This window comes from Saccharopolyspora elongata (assembly GCF_004348985.1).
Lineage (GTDB): Bacteria > Actinomycetota > Actinomycetes > Mycobacteriales > Pseudonocardiaceae > Saccharopolyspora > Saccharopolyspora elongata.
The window spans coordinates 64,129-83,483 of record NZ_SMKW01000034.1 but is presented as its reverse complement, the minus strand read 5'-3'; the positions used below and the strand labels follow the sequence as shown (position 1 = coordinate 83,483).

Sequence of the window (19,355 nt, the reverse complement as noted above, 5' to 3'; positions counted from 1 at the left end):
ACGGGACAGGGCGGTGTGGCGATAGGGAAGGTGGATCTTGCGGAAAGGGGCGAAGGTTGAAGTTCGGGAAGGCCGTTGCGGTGGTGGCCGGCGGAACCGTGGCGGCCGGAGCGCTGTTCATCGGTGTGTCGCTGGCGATGGAGCAGACGAGTACCAGCCGGTCGACCGTCGTCAAAGTCGAGCTGACACCGACGGAGCTGCGGTGCCCGCCGACGGAGCCGCCAAACGCGACGGCGGGGAAGCCCTCGGTGCTCATGCGGCTGTGCGGGGTTCCGATGAATTCCGAGGGCATCCGGCGTCTTGTTGTCCCGCCGTCCGAGGGTGGCTAGGCGAGAGCGAACCGGTTGTGTTCAGGGGCGTCGGCGGCGGAAGGTCGGGCCGCTCCGATACGCCGAGCAGGTCTGTTCACCGATGAGGAGCTGCGCGCCGGCTCCGGCGGGGTGGCCGACAGGCGGGGCGGGGTGGTTCAGCCGGAGTTGCCCAGAGCAAGATGAATCCGGTGCAACGCCTGCCATGTGGCTGAAGAGCGCAGCGAGGAACCAACGGTGCGTCCGGCTACGAACAATCCGTCGGTGGTTGCGCGGCTTCCGCTTCGACGATCCAGATCGGCCTGTCGGAACATTCCACGCGAGTGCCGTCACCGGGTTCGAGCCGGGTGCGGATGATGCGCATCCAGCTCCCGTCGATTTCGGCGAATGGTCCGGGGATGCCGGCTCCGTAGTAGAAGGTTCGTACTTGGTTGTGGATGACGTGTGCAGGCTGGGACCAGTCGATGTAGCTGAAGTCCGGTTCCATCAAGGGGGCCCTCGTCGCTGCTTTCTCGTCCTGGGGCATACCTGGGAATCCGTCGGCGACGAGGTCTAGGGCTTTGCCGAGGGTGATCTCGACGCTCGGGGTGATCTGGTCCCAGAGTTGGTCGTAGGTGATGAATTCAGGAAGGTGGATGCCGTCGTGTTGGGCGATGATGTTTCCGGTGTCAATCTTGTTGTCCATCCGGTGGACGGTCACGCCGAGGTGGGTGTCGCCGTTGCGGATCGCCCACTGCACCGATGCGGGGCCTCGGTACTTGGGCAGTGCTGAGGGGTGCACGTTGACGATGCCGAGCCTGGGGACGTCGAGGACAGCAGGGGGCAGTTTCCACGACAGGCCGAAGACAACGGCGACATCGATGCGGTAGCCGCGGAGTGCGTTGGCTAGTCCGTCAACGTCACCGGGCAGCAGGAGGTCGACTTCGGGCGGGATCCCTTCGAGAATGTTGTCCACCTTCTCGCCCATGTTCGGATAGCTGTCTCCCTTAGGGCGGGCGGAACGTCCGGAGATGTACAGGACCGGCTCATGCCCTCCCAGTCTGCTGCCTGCGTGGAGCGCGGCGAAGAGGTCGGATCGGAAGGACACCAGAGCGACCCGGGACATCGTGGTCTCACTTTCACAGTCATGTGTGCGGTGCTTGTCCGGTGAACAGCTCACTCGGCTGACAGAGCGCTCACCTGGTTGTGGAGTCGTCTGGCCGCCGGGTCGGTGAACTCGGCGAGGATCTGTTGCGCCTCGTTCGCGTGGGTGGAGGCTTCGGCTCGCGCACCGGTTGCGGTCAGGGCATGGGCGAGGTGGGTCAGTGTCAGGGCCAGATTCCAGCGGTCGCCGAGCTGACGGTGCCGCTCCGCGGCAGTGCGGTGGAACTCAGTGGCCTCGGGGTAGCGGTCGAGTGCCGCGTAGGCCTGGCCGATAGCGTCCCACACGATCCCCTCTCGGGATCGGTCGCCGATGCGGCGCTGCAGGGCCGCCGCTCGGTGGTAGGTCTCCAGCGCGTCCTCGGCCTGGCCGAGTGCGACCTGCAGCCGGCCGAGATCGAGCAGCCACCATCCTTCCCAAACGGGGTTGCGGGCTTCCTCGGCGATGCCGAGTGCCCGGTCAATGCTCTCGTAGGCCTGCTCGAGGTGCCCTGTTCTGCGTTGGATTTCGCTGGCACAGCGCAGCGCGTCCCCCTCTCCGGCCTCGTTGCCGACTTCGCGGTACAGCGTGAGCGCGATCCTGTTGAGTTCGTGCGCCTGCTTGTAGTCCTCGGCTTCGAGGTGTACGTGTGCGAGCCCGTTGGCGGTGATGGCCTGCCACGCATGATCGTCGAGTTCCATCGCCATGGAATGGGCCCGCTCGAAGTAGTCGTGTGCTTGGTCGAGGCGGTGGCCCCGCAGTGCGGCCAGTGCGATTCCATTCAGCGAGGAAACTTGCCCGATCCTGTCACCGATTCCCTGCCGAAGGGCGAGGGCTGCTTGGTGGAACTCGATCCCTTGATCGAGTTCGAAGCTCTGTGTGTGCAGTTTCGCCAGGCTCTCGATGATCACGGCCTCGCCACTGCGGTCGCCGACCTCGCGCACGGCGGGCAGTGCGATCGTACAGGCGGTGCGCCAGTCGTCGAAGTGGTTGTAACGGGCGTACATCCGTTGGATCGCGGCGGGAATCTGCCAAGCGAGATCCGGCATGCCCGCGCTGTGTGCGGCCTGAGCGGCGGCGAGGAGGTTCGACCGCTCTTGGTCGAACCATGTGATCGCCTCGGTCTGGTCGTCGAAGCTCATTGGCGGGGAGCCTTCGGCTTGCTCGGCCAGTGAGGTGCGGAACGCTCCCGGCACCGCGGTGGCCATGCACGCATCTGCGGTGCGCAGGTACCACAGCAAAAGCCGCCGCAGTGCCGCACCGGCAGTATCTGGATCCTCATGCCGTGCCTCGTCGAGAGCGTAGGCGCGCAGCAGATCGTGGAACTGGTAGCGATCCCGTGCGATCTGTTCGAGCAGATGCGTACCGACGAGCTCGTCGAGCAGGCGTCGGGCCTCACCCACGGTGGCTTCGACCAGCGCTGCGGCGGCATGCGTGCTGAATTCGGGGCCGGGATGCAGGCCAAGGAGCCGGAACAGACGGTGAGCGCCTGCGGTCAGGCCACGATACGACCAGGCGAATACCGAGCGGACCGCATCGGATTCGTCATCGTGGCTGGCCGTGAGCGCGTCCCAAAGTTCGGACTCGTCGCGGAGTCTGGCGATCAGTTCGCGCAGCGGTATTGTCGGCTGGCTCGCGGCCCGTTCGGCTGCAATCCGCAAGGCCAAGGGAAGGCGTGCGCACAGGCGGGATAGCTCGGCGAGATCAGTCGCGCTGTCGGTGCTCCGGTAGTCGGCGGAGGCTTTGCGGAGAAGTGTGGTGGCTTCGGCCTCGTCGAGGAGGTTCAGTGTGAGGCGGTAGGCGCCGTCTCGGGCGACCAGCCCGGACAAACGGCTGCGGCTGGTAACCAGCACCAGGCAGTCCGATGTGCCCGGCAGTAAGGGGCGGACCTGGCCGGGACCGGAGGCGTTGTCGAGCACCACGAGTATCCGGCGCCCGGCCAGCCGGGAGCGGAACAACGTCGCCCGATCCTCCAGCTCACGCGGAATTGCCGAGGCCGGCACGTCTAGGGCACGCAGGAAGCGTTCGAGGGCCTGATGGGGGGTGACGGGGGAGCCGGGGTCGTAGCCGCGCAGGTTGACGTACAGCTGCCCATCGGGAAATTCGTGCTGGACCTTGTGAGCCCAGTGCAGGGCGAAGGCGGTCTTGCCGACCCCAGCGGTACCGACGATCACGCACAGTGCCGAGACACGGGCGGAACTCTCGTGCCTCAGGAGTTTGAGGTCGAGGCGCTGCAACTCGGCGTCCCGGTTGACGAAATCCCAGACGTCGGGCGGCAGTTGACGCGGCACGGGCACATCCGCCCGGTGCTCGGCTGCTGGCGGGTGATGGAAGTGGACGCCTCCGCTGACGTCGCGGGCCTGGACGACGTCAGCGGCGCGACCGGACAGTTCCGAGTGCGTCGCGGCATGCTTATGCGGGTCGTACTCATCCGGCTCTGGCGTTGTGTGCACGGATCGGCCTTTTCTGTCCTGAACGAGGAACTTGTCGATGTCCGGGTCATTCCTCGCCGGGATCGGGCGGGGGCAGTGTCTCTACGACGCGCTCGAAGTAGTCGGCGATGTCCTCGCCTGTCGCGTACAGCCGCATCATGAAATCTCGCCAGCTGGCGAGATCCTCCGGAGCATCCGATCGAATCGCCCCCTCTAGGACGCCGTCGGCGTCGTACAGGACCTGATAGATGGCCTCACTGCCGACCGTCACGATCTCGGGAAGAGTCCCATCAGACTCAAACGGGGCGACCTCGTCGACTCCGACGATCCGCACATGCCCGCCGTATTCGCTGCGTTGACGCTGGGAATGTATGAGCCACTGCATGTACGGAGTGAGAGGCTCTTCGACTACACGTACTCGGTAGGTCGTGAATCCCTGCTCAGTAACTCGTCGGAAGTAGGACTTCAGGTTTTCCGTTCTGTCCTCGAGCAGCTTCAGCGACTCGCTCCAGTCACCACGCGCGAACGCATCCCAGCTCGAGTTGCCCTGCTCCTGAAACGACTGCCGCCGTTCGAACTTCCAGAAATCGTTTTCCGTGATCCGCCAGAAACGAGGATCGAAGTCACGGAGATACTCCTCGGGTGACAGGCGCTCGCCCAGCAGTTCACGCGGAGGATTCTTCATCGGCGATATCCCCCTTTGCTGACCTCAACATCTTCCCAGGGATGACGACAAGCCGCTCGTCGTGGCCGATACTCACGCCCGAAGGCAATCGCCGTATGTAGCTCTCGGTGAGATCTCGTCCGATGACCGCAACATCTCCGTTTGCTAGTTCCCAGATATCCGGACAGCTCGGATTTTCGTCTGTCATCGACAGCTCCAGTGCTGATTTGCCCAAACGTCGCGCAAAAGCCGCCGTAGCGTCGGCTTCCCATTTTCTTTGCATCAGAAACCACATCCAATCAACCGAGCCTAAAACGCATAACGATTACCAGCAACGTCATGTTACGTCAAGTGACTGCGGAACTACGAGGTGCTATCGGGGGAAGCCTCTACATTCGGGCTTTGTTCCTGCCGATACGGAACATAAGCGGCATGTCTCGCACCGCCTGCTCGCGGTCTCCTGCTTGCGGAAGGTTCTCGGGCCCATAGGTTCACGTTGGACCTTGGAGTCGCAGTCACAATGTGACGACCATCGTAAACAGAGTTACGACAAAAGGAGGCCATCCATTCATCGGAGCACGAGGAAGAGTCGGGAACGCACAGGCCCTCCTGCTGCTCGCACTGCCATGAGACGTTGTGGAACGGGGTGCGTGCGCAACCCTGTTGCCCTTGCGGTGGTGTGGCCACGTGCGCGTGGATCCGGGGGCGTTCTCGGGCAGTCGCCAGAGGGGGACGGTGTCGGTTTCGAGTTGTCGGTCGTGGAGCTGCGCTTCGATTGGCAGGGCTTGCTCTGGTGCCCGATGGTGGGAGCGGAACCCGCGGCTGCGGGCATCTGCAGGGTGAAGTGGGGGGAGCGACATGCCGAAGTACTTGGTGCAGGGCAGCTACACCGCCGGGGGGACGAAGGGGGTGCTCGCCGAGGGCGGAACCGGGCGGCGGGAGGCTGTTGAAAGGGTCGTCGGGTCGTGCGGCGGAACGCTTGAGTCGTTCTACTTCGCGTTCGGAGCCGACGATGTCTTCGTCGTTGTTGACATGCCCGACGACGTCTCCATGGCTGCCATGGCTATGGCGATTAGGGCAGCTGGGGCCGTGACGACCAGAGCGGTGCCGCTCCTTCGCCCCGAGGACGTCGACGAGGCTGCGCGGAAGACTGTCGACTACCGCGCCCCCGGCGCCTGAGCGTGGCTGATGCCGTTGATGGTTCCGCTGACCAACTGAGCGTTCCGCGGTCCGCAGGTCCAAGTTCCGTCTCCCGTGGCCCCCGAAGTCCGTGACGGGGGCTCCGAGGTCAGCCTGCGGAGGTTCGCCGAAGGCCGAGAAGCACGTTCTCGTCGTCCATTGTGGATGGACGGGCAGTGACCGGAATGGGTTGTGCACCGGGTTGGCGGCGGCGTTGTTCGAGAGCCTGCCGGTCTCCTGGACACCGGCTACGCGATGCCTGACCGCTGGTCGAGATCATCGAGTTGCCGCTGTACCCGCACGGCTGCGTTGTCGCGTCCTTGTGCCTGGAACAGCTCCAGTGCCTCCCGCCATACCGCCCGGGCCTGCTCTGTCTGCCCGCATGCCACATGCTCGTGGCCGACCCTGTCAAGGGTGTTGGCGACTTGATAGGTGTTACCTGTGTTCCGTCGCAGGACGAGGGCCTGCCGGTAGTGGGCTAGGGCCTGATCGTGGTCGCCGTTGTGATGGTCGACGTAACCGAGGTTGTAGAGGGCCGTTGCCTCACCGTCGTGGTTGAGGTGGTCGCGGTGCAGATCGAGTGCGGCTTGGCAGTGCGCACGGGCTCGCTGGTAGTCACCTATCTGCGCGGCGTACCAGCCCATCAGATTGAGGGCGCTGGCTTTCCACACAGGAGAGGTCGGGTCCTGCTCGTAGAGGTGCAGAGCGCGGGTGGCGTGCTCCAGTGCCCGCCCATGCTCCCCTCGCCTCCCCCAGGCGCTTGCGAGAGCCTGGTGGGTGTGGGCTTGGTGATGACGGCTATGAGCACGTTCGGCCAGGGAGAGGGCCTGCTGGAGATGCTCCAGCCCTTCGCCCTCCCGTCCTATCCGGGCGAGAGCGGCTCCAAGGAGCCGATGCGCATGAATGGAGGAGGTGGGGTCGGCTAGCTGATCGGCTGCAGCCAGTCCTGTCCGCAAGACGGTGACAGCATCGTGACGGTGCCCCCGCCGGTAGTGGAATTGCTGCAAAACCCCAGCCAATTGCCACACGACCTGATGCCAGCCCCGCACGGCAGCTGCCCGTTGTGCGCCCAATAGACAGGGGTGCTCTGCGACGAACCATGCCATGCTCGCTGCGGCGTCGGTCAGAGGCTGCGGCTGGCAGCCCGCCAACGGCGGATCCAGATCGAGAGGGGTGGCGTGACGGTTCAGGTACCTGTCGCCGGCGTATGCCGTGTGCAGGTAGAAGTCGACCACCCGCCGCAACGCCACTTCAAGGTCGGCTTCGGGATGATTGTCACGGGCGTGCAGGCGAACCAGGTCGTGCATCCGGTACCGGCCATTGGTGTCCCGGTCGAGCAGGCTGACCTGCTCCAGCCCGCGTAGTACTGCACTGGCGCGGGTGGTGGGCAGGGCTGTGAGGCTGGCGGCGGCCAGCAAGCTGATGGCCGGGCCGGGCGCGATCCCGAGCAGTCCGAACACGCGGGCCTGCTCGTCGGTAAGCGCACGTAGAGACCAGGACAGGACCGCTGGCAGGCTTACCGCCGGGTCATCGTCCGTTAGGGCACCGAGGCGAGTTGCGGCGTCGCGAAGGTCGGCGGCCAGCACTGCTAGTGGGGCATCAGAGGCCATGTGTGCGCGGCCTGCCACGATGCCCAGTGCCAGTGGAAACCCGCCGCAGCAGGCAACCAGTTCAGTGACTGCGTCCGGTTCTGCCGCCACCCCGTCCGCGCCCAGCCGGGTGGTGAGCAGCTGGCGTGCTTCGGTGTCGGAGAGCGGCCCGATGCGGAGGTGGTGGGCGCCGTGGCGGGTGACCAGGCTGGTCAGGTGTCGGCGGCTGGTCACCACTACCTTGCAGGTCGGGCTTCCCGGCAGCAGCGGGGTCACCTGGGTGGCGTCGGTGGCGTTGTCCGACACGATCAGCATTCGCTTGCCGTCGACCAGACTGCGGAACAACGTTGTCTGGGTGTGCAGGTCGGGCGGGACCCGGTCGGGGACGACGCCGAGGGCATCGAGGAAGCCCCGCACCGCGACTGCGGGATCCATAGGTGCGTCCGCAGGCGAGAAGCCCTGCAGATCGACGAACAACTGCCCGTCGGGGAACTGGTCCAGATGCTGGTGGGCCCAGTGCAGTGCGAGCCAGGTCTTGCCGGTCCCCCCAGCTCCGGCCAAAGCCGAGACCTGCACCGTGCTGTCCGCATCTGTCACCTTGTCCAGTGCTTCGGTCAGTCGCGCGAGTTCCTCGGCGCGGCCGACGAACTTCGCGGGCGTGGACGGGAGTTGCCGCGGTACCGGTTGCTCCGGCTGGGAGTTGTGGACGTGCACGCTCCCCGCGATGGATCCGGCCTGCACCACCGAACCGGCCACGACCCCGCTGGCGTCATTGCTCACCGCAGTCCTGCCAGCCGTCGTCTCCGGCTCGGTGTCGTACATTTCTCTCCTCCTGCTACCCCTGGAATCACAGTAATCAAGCGAGAGGAAAGTATTCGGTGATCGCCTGCGGTTGACCCGTACGGCCGCATGGTTTCTGCGACGCCGTAGGGCTTCCACTGGTCGGCGAACCCGCGGATTCCGCTGCATCGAGGACCGTCGAGCATGCCGAGAACCTTCATTTTCGCGATTGGTTCCGGCGTCTTCGAAAAATGCGGAGACCGGGTTCGATATTTTCCAATGGTTCTCGCGGAATGGGCGATCTAGGGTGATGTCGTGCGACAAACGATGGAATGGGCATGCTGAGCGGGGCTCTCGCGGGAATCAAGGTTTTGGACCTGTCCCGAATCCTGGCCGGCCCGTGGTGCACCCAGAACCTGGCCGATCTCGGCGCCGAGGTGATCAAGATCGAAAACCCGGACGGCGGCGACGACACCAGGGGCTGGGGACCGCCGTACTTGCCGGACACCACGGTTGCGGACGGGTTCTCCGGCTACTACATCTGCTGCAACCGGGGCAAGCGGTCGATCGCGATCAACTTCGCCGAGCCGGCTGGTGCGGCGCTCGTTCGGGAGTTGGCCGCCGAGGCCGATGTCGTCGTCGAGAACTACAAGCCCGGAACCCTCGACCGGTACGGCCTGGGGTATGCCGCGCTGCGGGAGATCAACCCGAAGCTGATCCACCTGGCCATCACCGGCTTCGGTGCCAGCGGGCCGATGGCTGGAAAGCCTGGTTACGACTACGTCTTCCAGGGCATGGGCGGGCTGATGAGCTACACCGGGCCGGCCGACGGCACACCCGGAGCCGGGCCGTGCAGAACCGGGGTGGCGGTGGTCGACCTGATGTCCGGGATGTATGCGACCAGTGCGATCCTGGCCGCTCTCCTGCAGCGCACGACGACCGGTGCGGGGCAGTCGATCGACATCGCGCTGCTCGACGTCGCGGTGGCGATGAACGCGAACCAGGCGTCGAACTACCTGGTGTCGGACAAGATTCCGCAGCGCATCGGAAACGCCCACCCGAACTGCGCGCCGTATGACGTGTTCGCCTGCGCCGATGGTCACCTGATCCTCGCGATCGGCAACGATGCGCAGTTCCGGCGGTTCTGCGCCACGGCCGGGCTGGCCGAGCTCGCGGCCGACGAGCGGTACGCGACGAATGCCGCCCGCATCGACAACCTGGCCGAGCTGCGTCCGGCCGTGGCCGCCGCGATGGCGTCCCGGAGCCGCCAGGAGTGGTGCCGCGTGCTCGACGAGGCCGGGGTTCCCTGGGGCGCGATCAACACGCTGGACGACGTCTTCCGCGATGCCCAGGTGGTGCACCGGGGCATGCGGATCGAGGCCGAGCGTCCCACGCTGGGCGTCGTGCCGATGGTGCGCAACCCACTGCTGGCCGGGGACCAGAAGACCGAATACCGACCGCCGCCGGCGAAGGGTGAGCATTCGGTCGAAGTCCTCAGCGGACTCGGCCTCGGGGGCGACGAGATCGCGGCTCTGGTGCGCAGGGGCGTCGTCCACTCCGGTTGAGGGCGGGTTCTTCGTTGCGGCAACCGACCAATCCCGCACGACCCGCTGTGACGTGCCGGTCACAGGCAGAACTGACAGTGAACCCCGGACTTGGGAGCAGCTTTGGCGGACAACAAGACTTCCGAACACACCACGACGACGCTGGACGGCGACGGCATCGCAACGGTCACGATCACCAATGCGAAGGTGCTGAACATCCTGAGCAGCGCGGTCATCAAGGACGTCACGGCGGCGATCGAGGCGCTCGCAGCCCGCGACGACGTCCGGGTGCTGGTGCTGCGCGGCACCGGTGACCGGGCGTTCATCGGCGGCGCCGATATCGGCGAGATGGTCACGCTGAACCGGAGCAGCGCCGCTGAGTTCATCACAGGGCTCAAGGGCATGTGCGATGCGGTGCGCGACTTCCCTGCGCCGGTGATCGCCCGGCTCGCCGGCTACACCCTGGGTGGCGGCCTTGAAGTGGCGGCCGCCTGCGACCTGCGAATCGCCAGTAGCGATGCGCATTTCGGCATGCCCGAGGTCGCGGTCGGCATTCCGTCGGTGATCCACGCCGCGTTGCTGCCACGGCTGGTGGGCAACGGCCGCGCCACTTGGCTGACCCTCACCGGCGACCAGATCGATGCGCCCACCGCGCTGTCCTGGGGCTTGGTGCACGAGATCTGCGACCTACCCGAGCTGGATGCTGCGGTAGCCCGCAACGCGAAGCGTCTCGCCGAGCTGGGCCCGGCCGCGCTGCGCCAGCAGAAGCGGTTGCTGCGCTCGTGGGAGGACCTCCCGGTCGACGAGGCCGTAGCGGCCAGCATCCCGGAATTCGCGGCAGCCTTCGACACCGGTGAACCGCAGCGGTTCATGGCCGAATTCCTGAACCGGAAGCGCTCCCGGTGACCGCGGTTCGATGAGCGGGTCGAGGAATGAATCGGGCCCGCCCCGTCGCGGCGCTGAGGGCGGTGATCGGGAAACGAACCGGTGATCGAGATCGAAGATGTGCTGCCCTCCTCTCGGAGCAGGGTGGGCAGCGGGGTTGCAGCCACCCACGTAGTCACCGACGGTGCGCGGCCGGGACGCCGTGCGACGTTGTGATGGCCGTCTCGTCGGGTCCTCGCCTGGGCTTTTGGCCGTGGTAATTTCGCCGGGTCGATACCGCAGGTGAGGGGCCGCGCGCGCGACCGGTGTGGAGGTGGCGGATTGGGCGGCGGCATGCGGTACGAACTGACCGATCTCCGGCTGTTCCGCGCCATCGCGGAGGCGGAAAGCCTGTCGACCGGTGCGTCGGCGGTGTTCATCACGGCGTCCTCGGCCAGCTACCGGCTGAAGAACCTCGAACACGCGATGGGCACCGCGTTGTTCACCAGGACGGCGCGCGGGATGCGGTTGACCCCGGCCGGTGAGGTGCTGCTGACGCACGTCCGGGAGTTGCTGGCCGGTGTGGACCGGATGCACGGGGACGTGTCCCGGTTCTCGCAGGGGCTCAAGGGCAGCGTGCGGCTGTGGGCCAACAGCAGTTCCCTCAACGGCTTCATCTTGCCCAGCGTCAGCCGATTCCTGCTGGCCCACCCTGACGTCAACCTGGATCTGGAGGAGCGGCTGAGCGGTGCGATCGCGGAAGGCGTGGCCACCGGCGAGGTCGATGTCGGTGTGCTGGCCGGGGAAGTCTCCGACAGCCGCGTTCGGTCGGTGCGGTACGCGGTGGACGAGCTGGTGGTGGTCACGCCGATCGACCACCCGCTGGCCCGCCATCCGGAGATCCGATTCGGCGCGGCGCTGGAGTTCGACTTCATCTGCATGAGCCGGACCAGCAGCAACTACCTGTTCCTGGCCGAGGTCGCGAAGCGGGACCGGCAGACGCTGAACGCGCGGTTGCACGTCCACTCGTTCAACGCCGTGCTGCACCTGGTGGAGACGGGCGTCGGGGTGTCGCTGGTGCCGCTGAGCGTGGCCAGGCCGATGGCCGAAAGCGGCCGGGTGGCCGCGCTGCGCATCCTGGAGCCGTGGGCTGCCCGGGAGCTGCACCTGGTCACCTCGGTGGACGCCGCGCTGCCGAGCTTCACGGCGGCGTTCGTGGACTTCCTGCTCACCGACCCCCGGGTGGTGGCCACCCGGCAGGCGGCCCCGCCCGGGGCGTGAGTGCCTTCGATATCCACGAATCCTGGGTTCGAATATTTCAAGTCGATTTCCCGGGTCGTTGGGAATAGTATTTCATTTCGTTCGGTAGTGCGCATCGGTGAATCGGATGTCGCGTGCCCCGTGGATCACAAGGTTATTGGAACTCATGGAATTAAATCGCAACGGAGCGGCGGTCGTAGGCGTCGATGACCATTTCCAGCGGAGTCTCGAAGCCGGGAAGTTCGTGATTCCGCGCTGCGAGGACTGCGGCCGGCCCCATTTCTATCCGCGCATCCTGTGCCCGCACTGCGGCTCGGCGAACCTGCGGTGGGTCGAGCCGTCGGGTCGCGGCACGGTGCACTCCACCACCGTGGTGCATCGCCGGAACGACGAGACCTACAACGTCGCGCTGGTGGACCTCGACGAAGGTCCGCGCCTGATGACCAACGTGACTGGCATCGAGCCGGCCGCGGTCCGGATCGGGATGCCGGTCGTCGCAGTGGTCGGCAAGGCGGCTGGAGCCGGTCCGCTGCTGACCTTCGAACCGGGGGAGGAGCAGTGCTGACCAACCCCTCGGTCGCCGTGCTCGGCACGGGAATGGCCGGGCTCGGGCACGCGGGCACCCGCAGCGAGCAGGACATCATCGCGCAGGCCGCGTCGACGGCGGTGGCGGCCAGCGGGCTGCGGATGGAGCAGATCGACGGCATCATCACCGCCAGCCTGACCTCTCCGTGGTGGGTCATGCGGATGGCGGAGTACCTCGGCATCCGGCCGCGCTTCTCCGATAGCACCATGTTCGGCGGCTCGTCGTTCATCGCCGCGCTGAAGATCGCCCAGCTGGCCATCGCCGCGGGCGAATGCGACAACCTGCTGATCTGCTACGGCGCCACTCCGCGCAGCGCGCCGAGCAGCACCGCTGTCAACCAGATGCGCGCCGCGCTGGACCCCCAGCCGTACGAGCACCCGTACCAGCCGTTCAACCCACCGACCAGCTACGCCCTCGCCGCCGCACGGCACATGCATGAATACGGCACGACGCGCGAACAGCTCGCGAAGGTCGCCGTAGCGGCGCGCAAGTGGGCGCAGCTGAACCCCGCTGCGTTCAAACGCGATCCGCTCACCGTCGACGACGTGATGAACGCCAAGATGGTCTCGGAGCCGCTGACCGTCCGGGACTGCTGCCTGGTCACCGACGGCGCGGGCGCGTTCGTGGTGACCCGTGCCGACCGGGCCCGCGACCTGCACCCGGCCCCGGTGCACGTGCTCGGCACCGGACATGCGCACTGGCACCGGCAGATCTCCAGCATGCCGGAGCTCACCGTGACCCCGGCGGTCGATTCCGGCCGCGCCGCCTTCGCCCAGGCGGGCCTGGGCCCGGCGGACATCGACGTCGTCGAGCTCTATGACGCGTTCACCATCACGCCGATCCTGTTCCTGGAAGACCTGGGTTTCTGCGCGAAGGGGGAGGGCGGCGCGTTCGTCTCGGACGGCCGCATCGAGCCCGGCGGCAGCCTGCCGATGAACACCAACGGCGGCGGCCTGTCCTTCGCGCACCCGGGGATGTACAGCATTTTCCTGGTCATCGAGGCGGTCGAGCAGCTGCGCGGTGCGGCCGGGGCGCGGCAAGTGCCGGAAGCGCGGACCGCTCTGGTGCACGGCAACGGCGGGGTCTTCTCCAGCGAGGCGACCGCGATCCTGTCCACGGCGTCCCCGGCGGAGGTGCGGTCGTGATCAACAAGTTCGTCGAGTCCATCGAACGGGCGGTGGCCGGCATCGCCGACGGATCCACCGTTCTGGTCAGCGGTTTCGGTGTGGCAGGTCAGCCGGTCGAACTGCTGGAGGCGCTGGCCGAGCAGGGCGCCGCCGAGCTCACCGTGGTGTGCAACAACAGCGGCACCGGGGAGGACGGGCTGGCCCGGCTGATCAAGCTCGGCCGGGTTCGCAAGCTGATCGCGTCCTACCCCAGCGGAACCGGATCCCACGTCTTCGCGGAGGCGTTCGCAGCGGGCCGCATCGAGTACGAATGCGTGCCGCAGGGCACGCTGGCGGAGAGACTGCGCGCCGCTGGCGCGGGACTAGGCGGTTTCTTCACACCGACCGGCTACGGGACCGCGTTGGCCGACGGCAAGGAAACCCGGGTCATCGATGGCCGGGGCCACGTCTTCGAAGCGCCGCTGCACGGCGATTTCGCGCTGGTGAAGGCCGAAAACGCCGACCGGTGGGGAAACCTCACCTACCGCAAGACGGGCCGGAACTTCGGGCCGCTGATGTGCATGGCCGCCGCCACGGCGATCGTGCAGGCCGACCGGTCCTGCGAGCTCGGTGCGATGGACCCGGAATCGGTGGTCACGCCGGGCATCTTCGTGCAGCGGGTGGTCGTCGCGAATGGGAGGACCGCATGATCGAGAAGCGGAGTCGATCGGAGATGGCGCGGGCGGTCGCCCGGGACATCCCCTCCGGTTCGTACGTGAACCTCGGGATCGGGCTGCCGGTCCTCGCCCTGGAGCACTGGACGCCCGCCGACGACGTCGTCGTGCACAGCGAGAACGGCATCCTCGGCATGCGCGCCCTGGCGCCCGGCGAGGAGCCCGATCCGAACCTCACCAACGCCGCGAAGGCACCGGTGGGCATGGTGCCGGGCGGTTCGTTCTTCCACCACGCCGACTCGTTCGCCATGATGCGCGGCGGACATCTCGACTACTGCGTCCTCGGGGCCTACCAGGTCTCTGCTTCCGGCGACCTGGCGAACTGGTCGCTGGGGGACACCGGCCGGGCCGATGCCGTCGGCGGTGCGATGGATCTCGCGGTCGGCGCCAAGCGGGTGCACGTCGTGATGGAACACCTCACCAAGGACGAACGACCACGTCTGGTGGCGCAGTGCTCGCTGCCGCTGACCGGCGCGGGAGTGGTCAACCGGGTCTACACGGATCTGGCCACAGTGGACGTGACGATGAACGGCTTCGTGGTGCGCGAAATGGTTCCCGGGCTCACCCGCGCGCAACTGCAGGACCGGACCGGTGCCCCGCTGTGCTTCGAGCTGGAGGAGAAGCATGTCTGACAACACGGAACTGGCGGCTTTTCGGGCCGAGGTGCGGGACTTCATAGCCGCCGAGCTGCCCGCGGACCTGCGCCGCAAGGTCATCGAGCACCGACGCCTGGAGAAGCAGGACTTCCCGCGCTGGCAAGGAATCCTGCAAGCGCGCGGTTGGGCCGCGCCGAACTGGCCGGTGTCCCACGGCGGGGCTGGATGGTCGCCGGCTCAGCGGCAGATCTTCGACGAGGAAGCCGCCATCGCAGGGGCGCCCGAGACGCCACCGTTCGGCCTGCGCATGGTCGGCCCGGTGCTGCTCGAGTACGGCACGTCGCAGCAGCGAGAACGCTACCTGCCCAGGATCCTGACCGGCGAGGATTGGTGGTGCCAGGGCTATTCGGAACCAGGTTCGGGCTCCGACCTGGCATCGCTGAAGCTGCGCGCAGACCGGGACGGCGACCACTTCGTCCTCAACGGACAGAAGACCTGGACCACCTACGCGCAGTACGCGGACATGATGTTCTGCCTGGCCCGCACCGACAGCGGTGGCAAACCGCAGGAGGGGATCTCGTTCCTGCTCGTCGACATGCGTTCGCCGGGCGTCACGGTGCGACCGATCCGCACCATCGACGGTGACACCGAGATCAACGACGTGTTCTTCGACGACGTCCGGGTGCCGGTGGACAACCTCGTCGGCGAGCTCGGCGGCGGCTGGACCTGCGCGAAGTTCCTGCTGGCGCAGGAACGCTTCGGCGCCGCACGCGTGGGCCGGGCCAAGCGTGAACTCGCGTTCCTCCAGCGGATCGCCGCGCAGCGGGACATCGACGGGGCGCCGCTGAGCGCGGACCCGGTGTTCGCCTCGAAACTGGCGCGGCTGGAGATCGACGCGCTCGCCTTGCAGGAGACCAACCTGCGGCTGACCGAACGGGTGCTGGCCGACGGAGGGCTGGGCACCGAGGCGTCGGTGCTGCGGCTTCTCGGCGCGGACCTGGCGCAGCGGATCACGGAGCAGCAGGTCGAGGTGGCCGGGGTGCACGGCATCCGGTTCCCGGACGGCGCTTTCTCACTGGACGGCGCCGGAGTCGGCCCGGACTGGGCGGAGCCGCTCGCCGGCTTCCACCTGAACCTGCGCAAGATCTCGATCTGCGGCGGAACCAACGAGATCCAGCGCAACATCATCGCCAAGGCCCTGCTGGACCAGCGCGAAGGCCGCTGGCAGCACGTGGACCTGCAAGACGAGCAGCGGGCGATCGCCGAGGCCGTCGGCAGCTACCTGGACCGCGAGTACTCGCCGCCGCGAACCACGCTCGAACCCGCGCACTGGAAGTCCTTCGCCGAAATGGGCTTGCTGGGCTTTGCCGCCGAGGATTCCGGCGCGGATGCGAGCACGACGGCCGTAGTCCTGGCGGAGTTCGGCAGCCGTCTGGTCGACGAACCGTACGTGAGCACGGCGGTGCTCGGCGCACGGTTGCTCGCCGGCGGCCTTCGCGGGCAGCGCGCCTGCGACGAAATCCTGCCCGAGGTGGTTGCGGGCGAGCGCATCGTCGCTCTCGCCCACGGCGAGGCGCAGACGGATCATAATCCGCGCAGCGTCGAGACCCGAGCGGTGCGCACCGGCGACGGTTGGTCGCTGACCGGGCAGAAGATCGTCGTGATCGACGGTGGCCGAGCCGACCACTTCATCGTCTCGGCCCGCACCTCGGGCGATGCGGCGGCCGAGGCCGGCATCTCGCTGTTCCTCGTCGACCGCGACCAGACCGGGCTGGACCTCCGCGACTACCCGACCATCGACGGCCGCCGCGGGACAGACCTGAGGTTCACCGACATCCACCTGCCGGAAACGTCCCTGATCGGAGCTCCCGATCAGGCCTTCCCGGTGCTGGACAAGGCGCTCGACGCCGCGACCGCCGCGTTGTGCGCGGAAGCGGTCGGGCTCATGAGCACCGTCCTGGACCTCACCACCCAGTACATCCGGGACCGCCGCCAGTTCGGCTCCAGGCTCGCGGATTTCCAGGTCGTCCGGCACCGGTGGGTGGACATGCTGCTGGCGCTGGAACAGGCCCGCTCGCTGGCCTGGCTAGCGGCCCGCCACGTCGACGATGCCGACCAGGCGATGCGTGCCCGGATGGTCTCCGCGGCCAAGGTCGGCTGCGTCGAAGCCGGGCGCCTCCTGCGGCAGCAGGGCATCCAGCTGCACGGAGCCATCGGCATGACCGACGAGCTCGCGCTCGGCCACTACGTCAAGCGCCTGTTCGCCATCGAGCACACCTACGGCGGCGTTCGCCACCACCTGACCAGATTCGCGGAGAACTCATGACCACCGCCACCTACCAGCGGCGCAGCGACGTCGCCGTCCTCCTCCTCGACAACCCGCCGGTCAACGGCCTCGGTGACACCGTCCGAAAAGGACTGTTCGAAGGCATCACCAGGGCGGTCGCCGACCCGGCGGTGCGGGCCGTGGTGCTCGCCGGGCGCGGCCGAGGCTTCTCCGGCGGCGCCGACGTCCGCCAGTTCAACACCCCCGCGGCGAATGCCGAACCGATGCTGCACCAGGTCATCGCCGCGATCGAAGAGTCCGCCAAACCGGTCATCGCGGCGATCCACGGCATGGCGCTGGGCGGCGGACTGGAGCTGGCACTGGGCTGCCACTACCGAGTGGTGACCGCGGACGCGACCCTCGGGCTGCCCGAGGTCAACCTCGGCCTGGTGCCCGGCGGCGGTGGCACCCAGCGGTTGCCCCGGCTCATCGGGGTCGCCGCCGCGCTGGACCTGATCCAGCACGCCCGCACGGTGAACGGGGCCAAGGCGGTGGCACTCGGCCTGGCCGATGCGGCCTTCGACGGCGACCCGGTGGATGGCGGCGTCGAATTCGCCCGCACGGTGCTCGACGCGCCGAGTCACCCGGTGATCGGCCGCCGCGCTCCAGCAGCCGCCGAAGTCGACTTCGCCGCAGCCCGCGCAGCGGTCTCCCCGCGAGCCCGCAACGCCGACGCGCAGCGCGGCGCCATCGACTGCGTCGAACACGCCACCGAACTGCCCCTGACCGACGGCCTGGACCGGGAGCGAGCGGTCTTCGAACGGCTGGTCGGCGAGCCGACGTCGAAAGCCCTTCGGCACCTGTTCTTCGCCGAACGCAAGGCGGCCAAGGCACCCGGGCCGGGCAACCGCCCGGTCAAGTCGGTGGCCGTGATCGGTGCGGGGACCATGGGCGGCGGAATCGCGATGGCGTTCGCCAACGCCGGATACCCGGTCACCGTCTTCGAACGCGAGCAAGCGCCGCTGGATCGTGGGCTGGCGCTGATCCGCCGCAACTACGAGATCACCGCGAACAAGGGCAAACTCAGCCAGGACGAGATCACCCAACGGCTGGCGCGCATCAAACCCACGCTGGAAATGCCCGACGTCGCCGACGCCGACCTCGTGATCGAGGCGGTGTTCGAGGAAATGCCCATCAAGAAGGCGGTTTTCCAGCAACTGGACGCGGTGTGCAAGCCGGGGGCGATCCTGGCGACGAACACCTCCCGGCTGGACATCGACGAGATCGCCGCCGCGACCAGCAGGCCGCAGGACGTGATCGGGCTGCACTTCTTCAGCCCGGCCAACGTGATGCGGCTGCTCGAGGTGGTCCGCGGCGCCCGGACGGCCGACGAGGTGATCGACACCAGCATGCGGATCGCCACCGACATCGGGAAGATCCCGGTGCTGGTCAAGGTGTGCGAGGGATTCGTCGGCAACCGGATGCTCACCGGCTACTGGCGCGAAGCCTGGTTCCTGCTCGAAGAAGGCGCCTCGCCGCAGCAGATCGACCGGGCCATGAAGGACTTCGGCATGGCCATGGGGCCGCTGACGATGTCCGACCTCGTGGGACTGGACATCAACTGGGCCGCCCGCAAGCGCCTCGCCCCGACTCGCCCCAAGCACCTGCGCTACTCGGCGGTGCCCGACCGCATCTGCGAGCAGGGCAGGTTCGGGCAGAAGACCAACGCCGGCTTCTACCGCTACGAACCGGGCGACCGCACACCGATCCCAGACCCAGCGGTCGAGGAGATCATCGAGCAGTGCGCACGGGAAGCCGGCATCGAGCGCCGCGAGATCTCCACCGAGGAGATCGTGGACCGCTGCGTGCTCGCGCTGATCAACGAGGGCGCACGGATCGTCGAAGAGGGAATCGTGCAGCGGGCCTCGGACGTCGATGTCGTGTACGTCCAAGGCTACGGATTCCCGGCCTGGCGCGGCGGACCGATGCACCACGCCCGAACCACCGGCTTGGACATCACCCTGGCCAAGATCAAGGCGCTGCACGCCGCGCATGGCGAGTTCTGGACACCCGCGCCGCTGTTGGAGCGCGCCGTGGCCGAAGGCCGCACCAGTCTCTGACCCCGGTCTCATTGAGGTTCTTCCAACCTCGTTTCGCGTGGCGGTGCGGGTAGCGGAACCTCAGAGGCTCCCTGGTCTGTGGGTGCCCCTGTCCAAATACGCGGCGGAGGGGCCGTCCTCGCCGGGGGAACCCCGGGAGGGGTGGGCACCGTGAACCCGCGGCGGCGCCCGTGTCGTACGTGGGCTATGCGCCTGCGGCGCATGCGA

Annotated in this window: 16 protein-coding genes; 11 read left to right on the top strand and 5 right to left on the bottom strand. The window is 67.3% G+C overall.

The features are described from left to right. Positions 1 to 56 precede the first annotated feature (56 nt). Positions 57 to 329 carry a hypothetical protein gene (locus tag E1288_RS24450; RefSeq protein ID WP_132488856.1) on the top strand — a complete coding sequence of 91 codons (273 nt, stop codon included), beginning with the start codon at positions 57 to 59 and terminating at the stop codon, positions 327 to 329. Between the two features lie 226 nt (positions 330 to 555). On the opposite strand, the gene E1288_RS24445 is transcribed toward E1288_RS24450, so the two are convergent. The 4 genes from E1288_RS24445 to E1288_RS24430 all read right to left on the bottom strand — a co-directional run bounded on the left by E1288_RS24445 (position 556) and on the right by E1288_RS24430 (position 4,819). Further along, positions 556 to 1,275, bottom strand: a complete 720-nt coding sequence (locus tag E1288_RS24445; RefSeq protein ID WP_132488854.1) for a methionyl-tRNA formyltransferase — start codon at positions 1,273 to 1,275, stop codon at positions 556 to 558. A gap of 188 nt (positions 1,276 to 1,463) precedes the next feature. After that, complete coding sequence (locus E1288_RS24440) at positions 1,464 to 3,881, bottom strand: ATP-binding protein (protein ID WP_165968234.1); 2,418 nt, start codon at positions 3,879 to 3,881, stop codon at positions 1,464 to 1,466. 46 nt (positions 3,882 to 3,927) lie between these two features. Beyond that, positions 3,928 to 4,545, bottom strand: coding sequence for a DUF6879 family protein (locus E1288_RS24435; protein ID WP_132488852.1), 618 nt, complete (start codon positions 4,543 to 4,545; stop codon positions 3,928 to 3,930). Beyond that, a complete protein-coding gene (locus tag E1288_RS24430; RefSeq protein WP_235883775.1) occupies positions 4,526 to 4,819 on the bottom strand; it encodes a hypothetical protein in 294 nt (97 codons plus the stop codon). Before E1288_RS24430 ends, E1288_RS24435 begins: the two co-directional genes overlap by 20 nt. A 563-nt stretch (positions 4,820 to 5,382) precedes the next feature. On the opposite strand from E1288_RS24430, the gene E1288_RS24425 reads away from it, so the two are divergent. After that, a complete protein-coding gene (locus E1288_RS24425) occupies positions 5,383 to 5,703 on the top strand; it encodes a GYD domain-containing protein (protein WP_132488850.1) in 321 nt (106 codons plus the stop codon). 248 nt (positions 5,704 to 5,951) lie between these two features. Here the strand turns inward: E1288_RS24425 and E1288_RS24420 are convergent, their stop codons facing one another. Further along, complete coding sequence (locus E1288_RS24420) at positions 5,952 to 8,114, bottom strand: ATP-binding protein (RefSeq protein ID WP_132488848.1); 2,163 nt, start codon at positions 8,112 to 8,114, stop codon at positions 5,952 to 5,954. Positions 8,115 to 8,410: 296 nt separating this feature from the next. Here E1288_RS24420 and E1288_RS24415 point away from each other — a divergent pair, with 296 nt between their 5' ends. The 9 genes from E1288_RS24415 (at position 8,411) to E1288_RS24375 (ending at position 19,148) form a co-directional block, all read left to right on the top strand. Continuing rightward, the gene (locus E1288_RS24415) at positions 8,411 to 9,637 is read left to right on the top strand and encodes a CaiB/BaiF CoA transferase family protein (protein WP_132488846.1); all 1,227 of its coding nucleotides are present in this window, start codon (positions 8,411 to 8,413) and stop codon (positions 9,635 to 9,637) included. Positions 9,638 to 9,739: 102 nt separating this feature from the next. Next, positions 9,740 to 10,522 carry an enoyl-CoA hydratase gene (locus tag E1288_RS24410; RefSeq protein WP_132488844.1) on the top strand — a complete coding sequence of 261 codons (783 nt, stop codon included), beginning with the start codon at positions 9,740 to 9,742 and terminating at the stop codon, positions 10,520 to 10,522. A gap of 312 nt (positions 10,523 to 10,834) precedes the next feature. Then, positions 10,835 to 11,761 carry a LysR family transcriptional regulator gene (locus E1288_RS24405; RefSeq protein WP_132488842.1) on the top strand — a complete coding sequence of 309 codons (927 nt, stop codon included), beginning with the start codon at positions 10,835 to 10,837 and terminating at the stop codon, positions 11,759 to 11,761. A 106-nt stretch (positions 11,762 to 11,867) separates the two neighbouring features. After that, on the top strand, positions 11,868 to 12,305 hold the full coding sequence (locus E1288_RS24400) for a Zn-ribbon domain-containing OB-fold protein (RefSeq protein ID WP_207954534.1): 438 nt from the start codon (positions 11,868 to 11,870) through the stop codon (positions 12,303 to 12,305). Continuing rightward, positions 12,299 to 13,471 (top strand): thiolase, encoded by a 1,173-nt coding sequence (locus tag E1288_RS24395; protein WP_207954533.1) that lies wholly within the window; start codon positions 12,299 to 12,301, stop codon positions 13,469 to 13,471. The genes E1288_RS24400 and E1288_RS24395 overlap by 7 nt, the downstream gene beginning before the upstream one ends. Further along, on the top strand, positions 13,468 to 14,142 hold the full coding sequence (locus E1288_RS24390) for a 3-oxoacid CoA-transferase subunit A (protein ID WP_132488840.1): 675 nt from the start codon (positions 13,468 to 13,470) through the stop codon (positions 14,140 to 14,142). The genes E1288_RS24395 and E1288_RS24390 overlap by 4 nt, the downstream gene beginning before the upstream one ends. Beyond that, positions 14,139 to 14,798 (top strand): 3-oxoacid CoA-transferase subunit B, encoded by a 660-nt coding sequence (locus tag E1288_RS24385; RefSeq protein WP_132488838.1) that lies wholly within the window; start codon positions 14,139 to 14,141, stop codon positions 14,796 to 14,798. Before E1288_RS24390 ends, E1288_RS24385 begins: the two co-directional genes overlap by 4 nt. Further along, positions 14,791 to 17,088, top strand: a complete 2,298-nt coding sequence (locus E1288_RS24380; RefSeq protein WP_132488836.1) for an acyl-CoA dehydrogenase family protein — start codon at positions 14,791 to 14,793, stop codon at positions 17,086 to 17,088. The genes E1288_RS24385 and E1288_RS24380 overlap by 8 nt, the downstream gene beginning before the upstream one ends. Continuing rightward, a complete protein-coding gene (locus E1288_RS24375; protein WP_132488834.1) occupies positions 17,085 to 19,148 on the top strand; it encodes a 3-hydroxyacyl-CoA dehydrogenase NAD-binding domain-containing protein in 2,064 nt (687 codons plus the stop codon). Before E1288_RS24380 ends, E1288_RS24375 begins: the two co-directional genes overlap by 4 nt. Positions 19,149 to 19,355 lie beyond the last annotated feature (207 nt).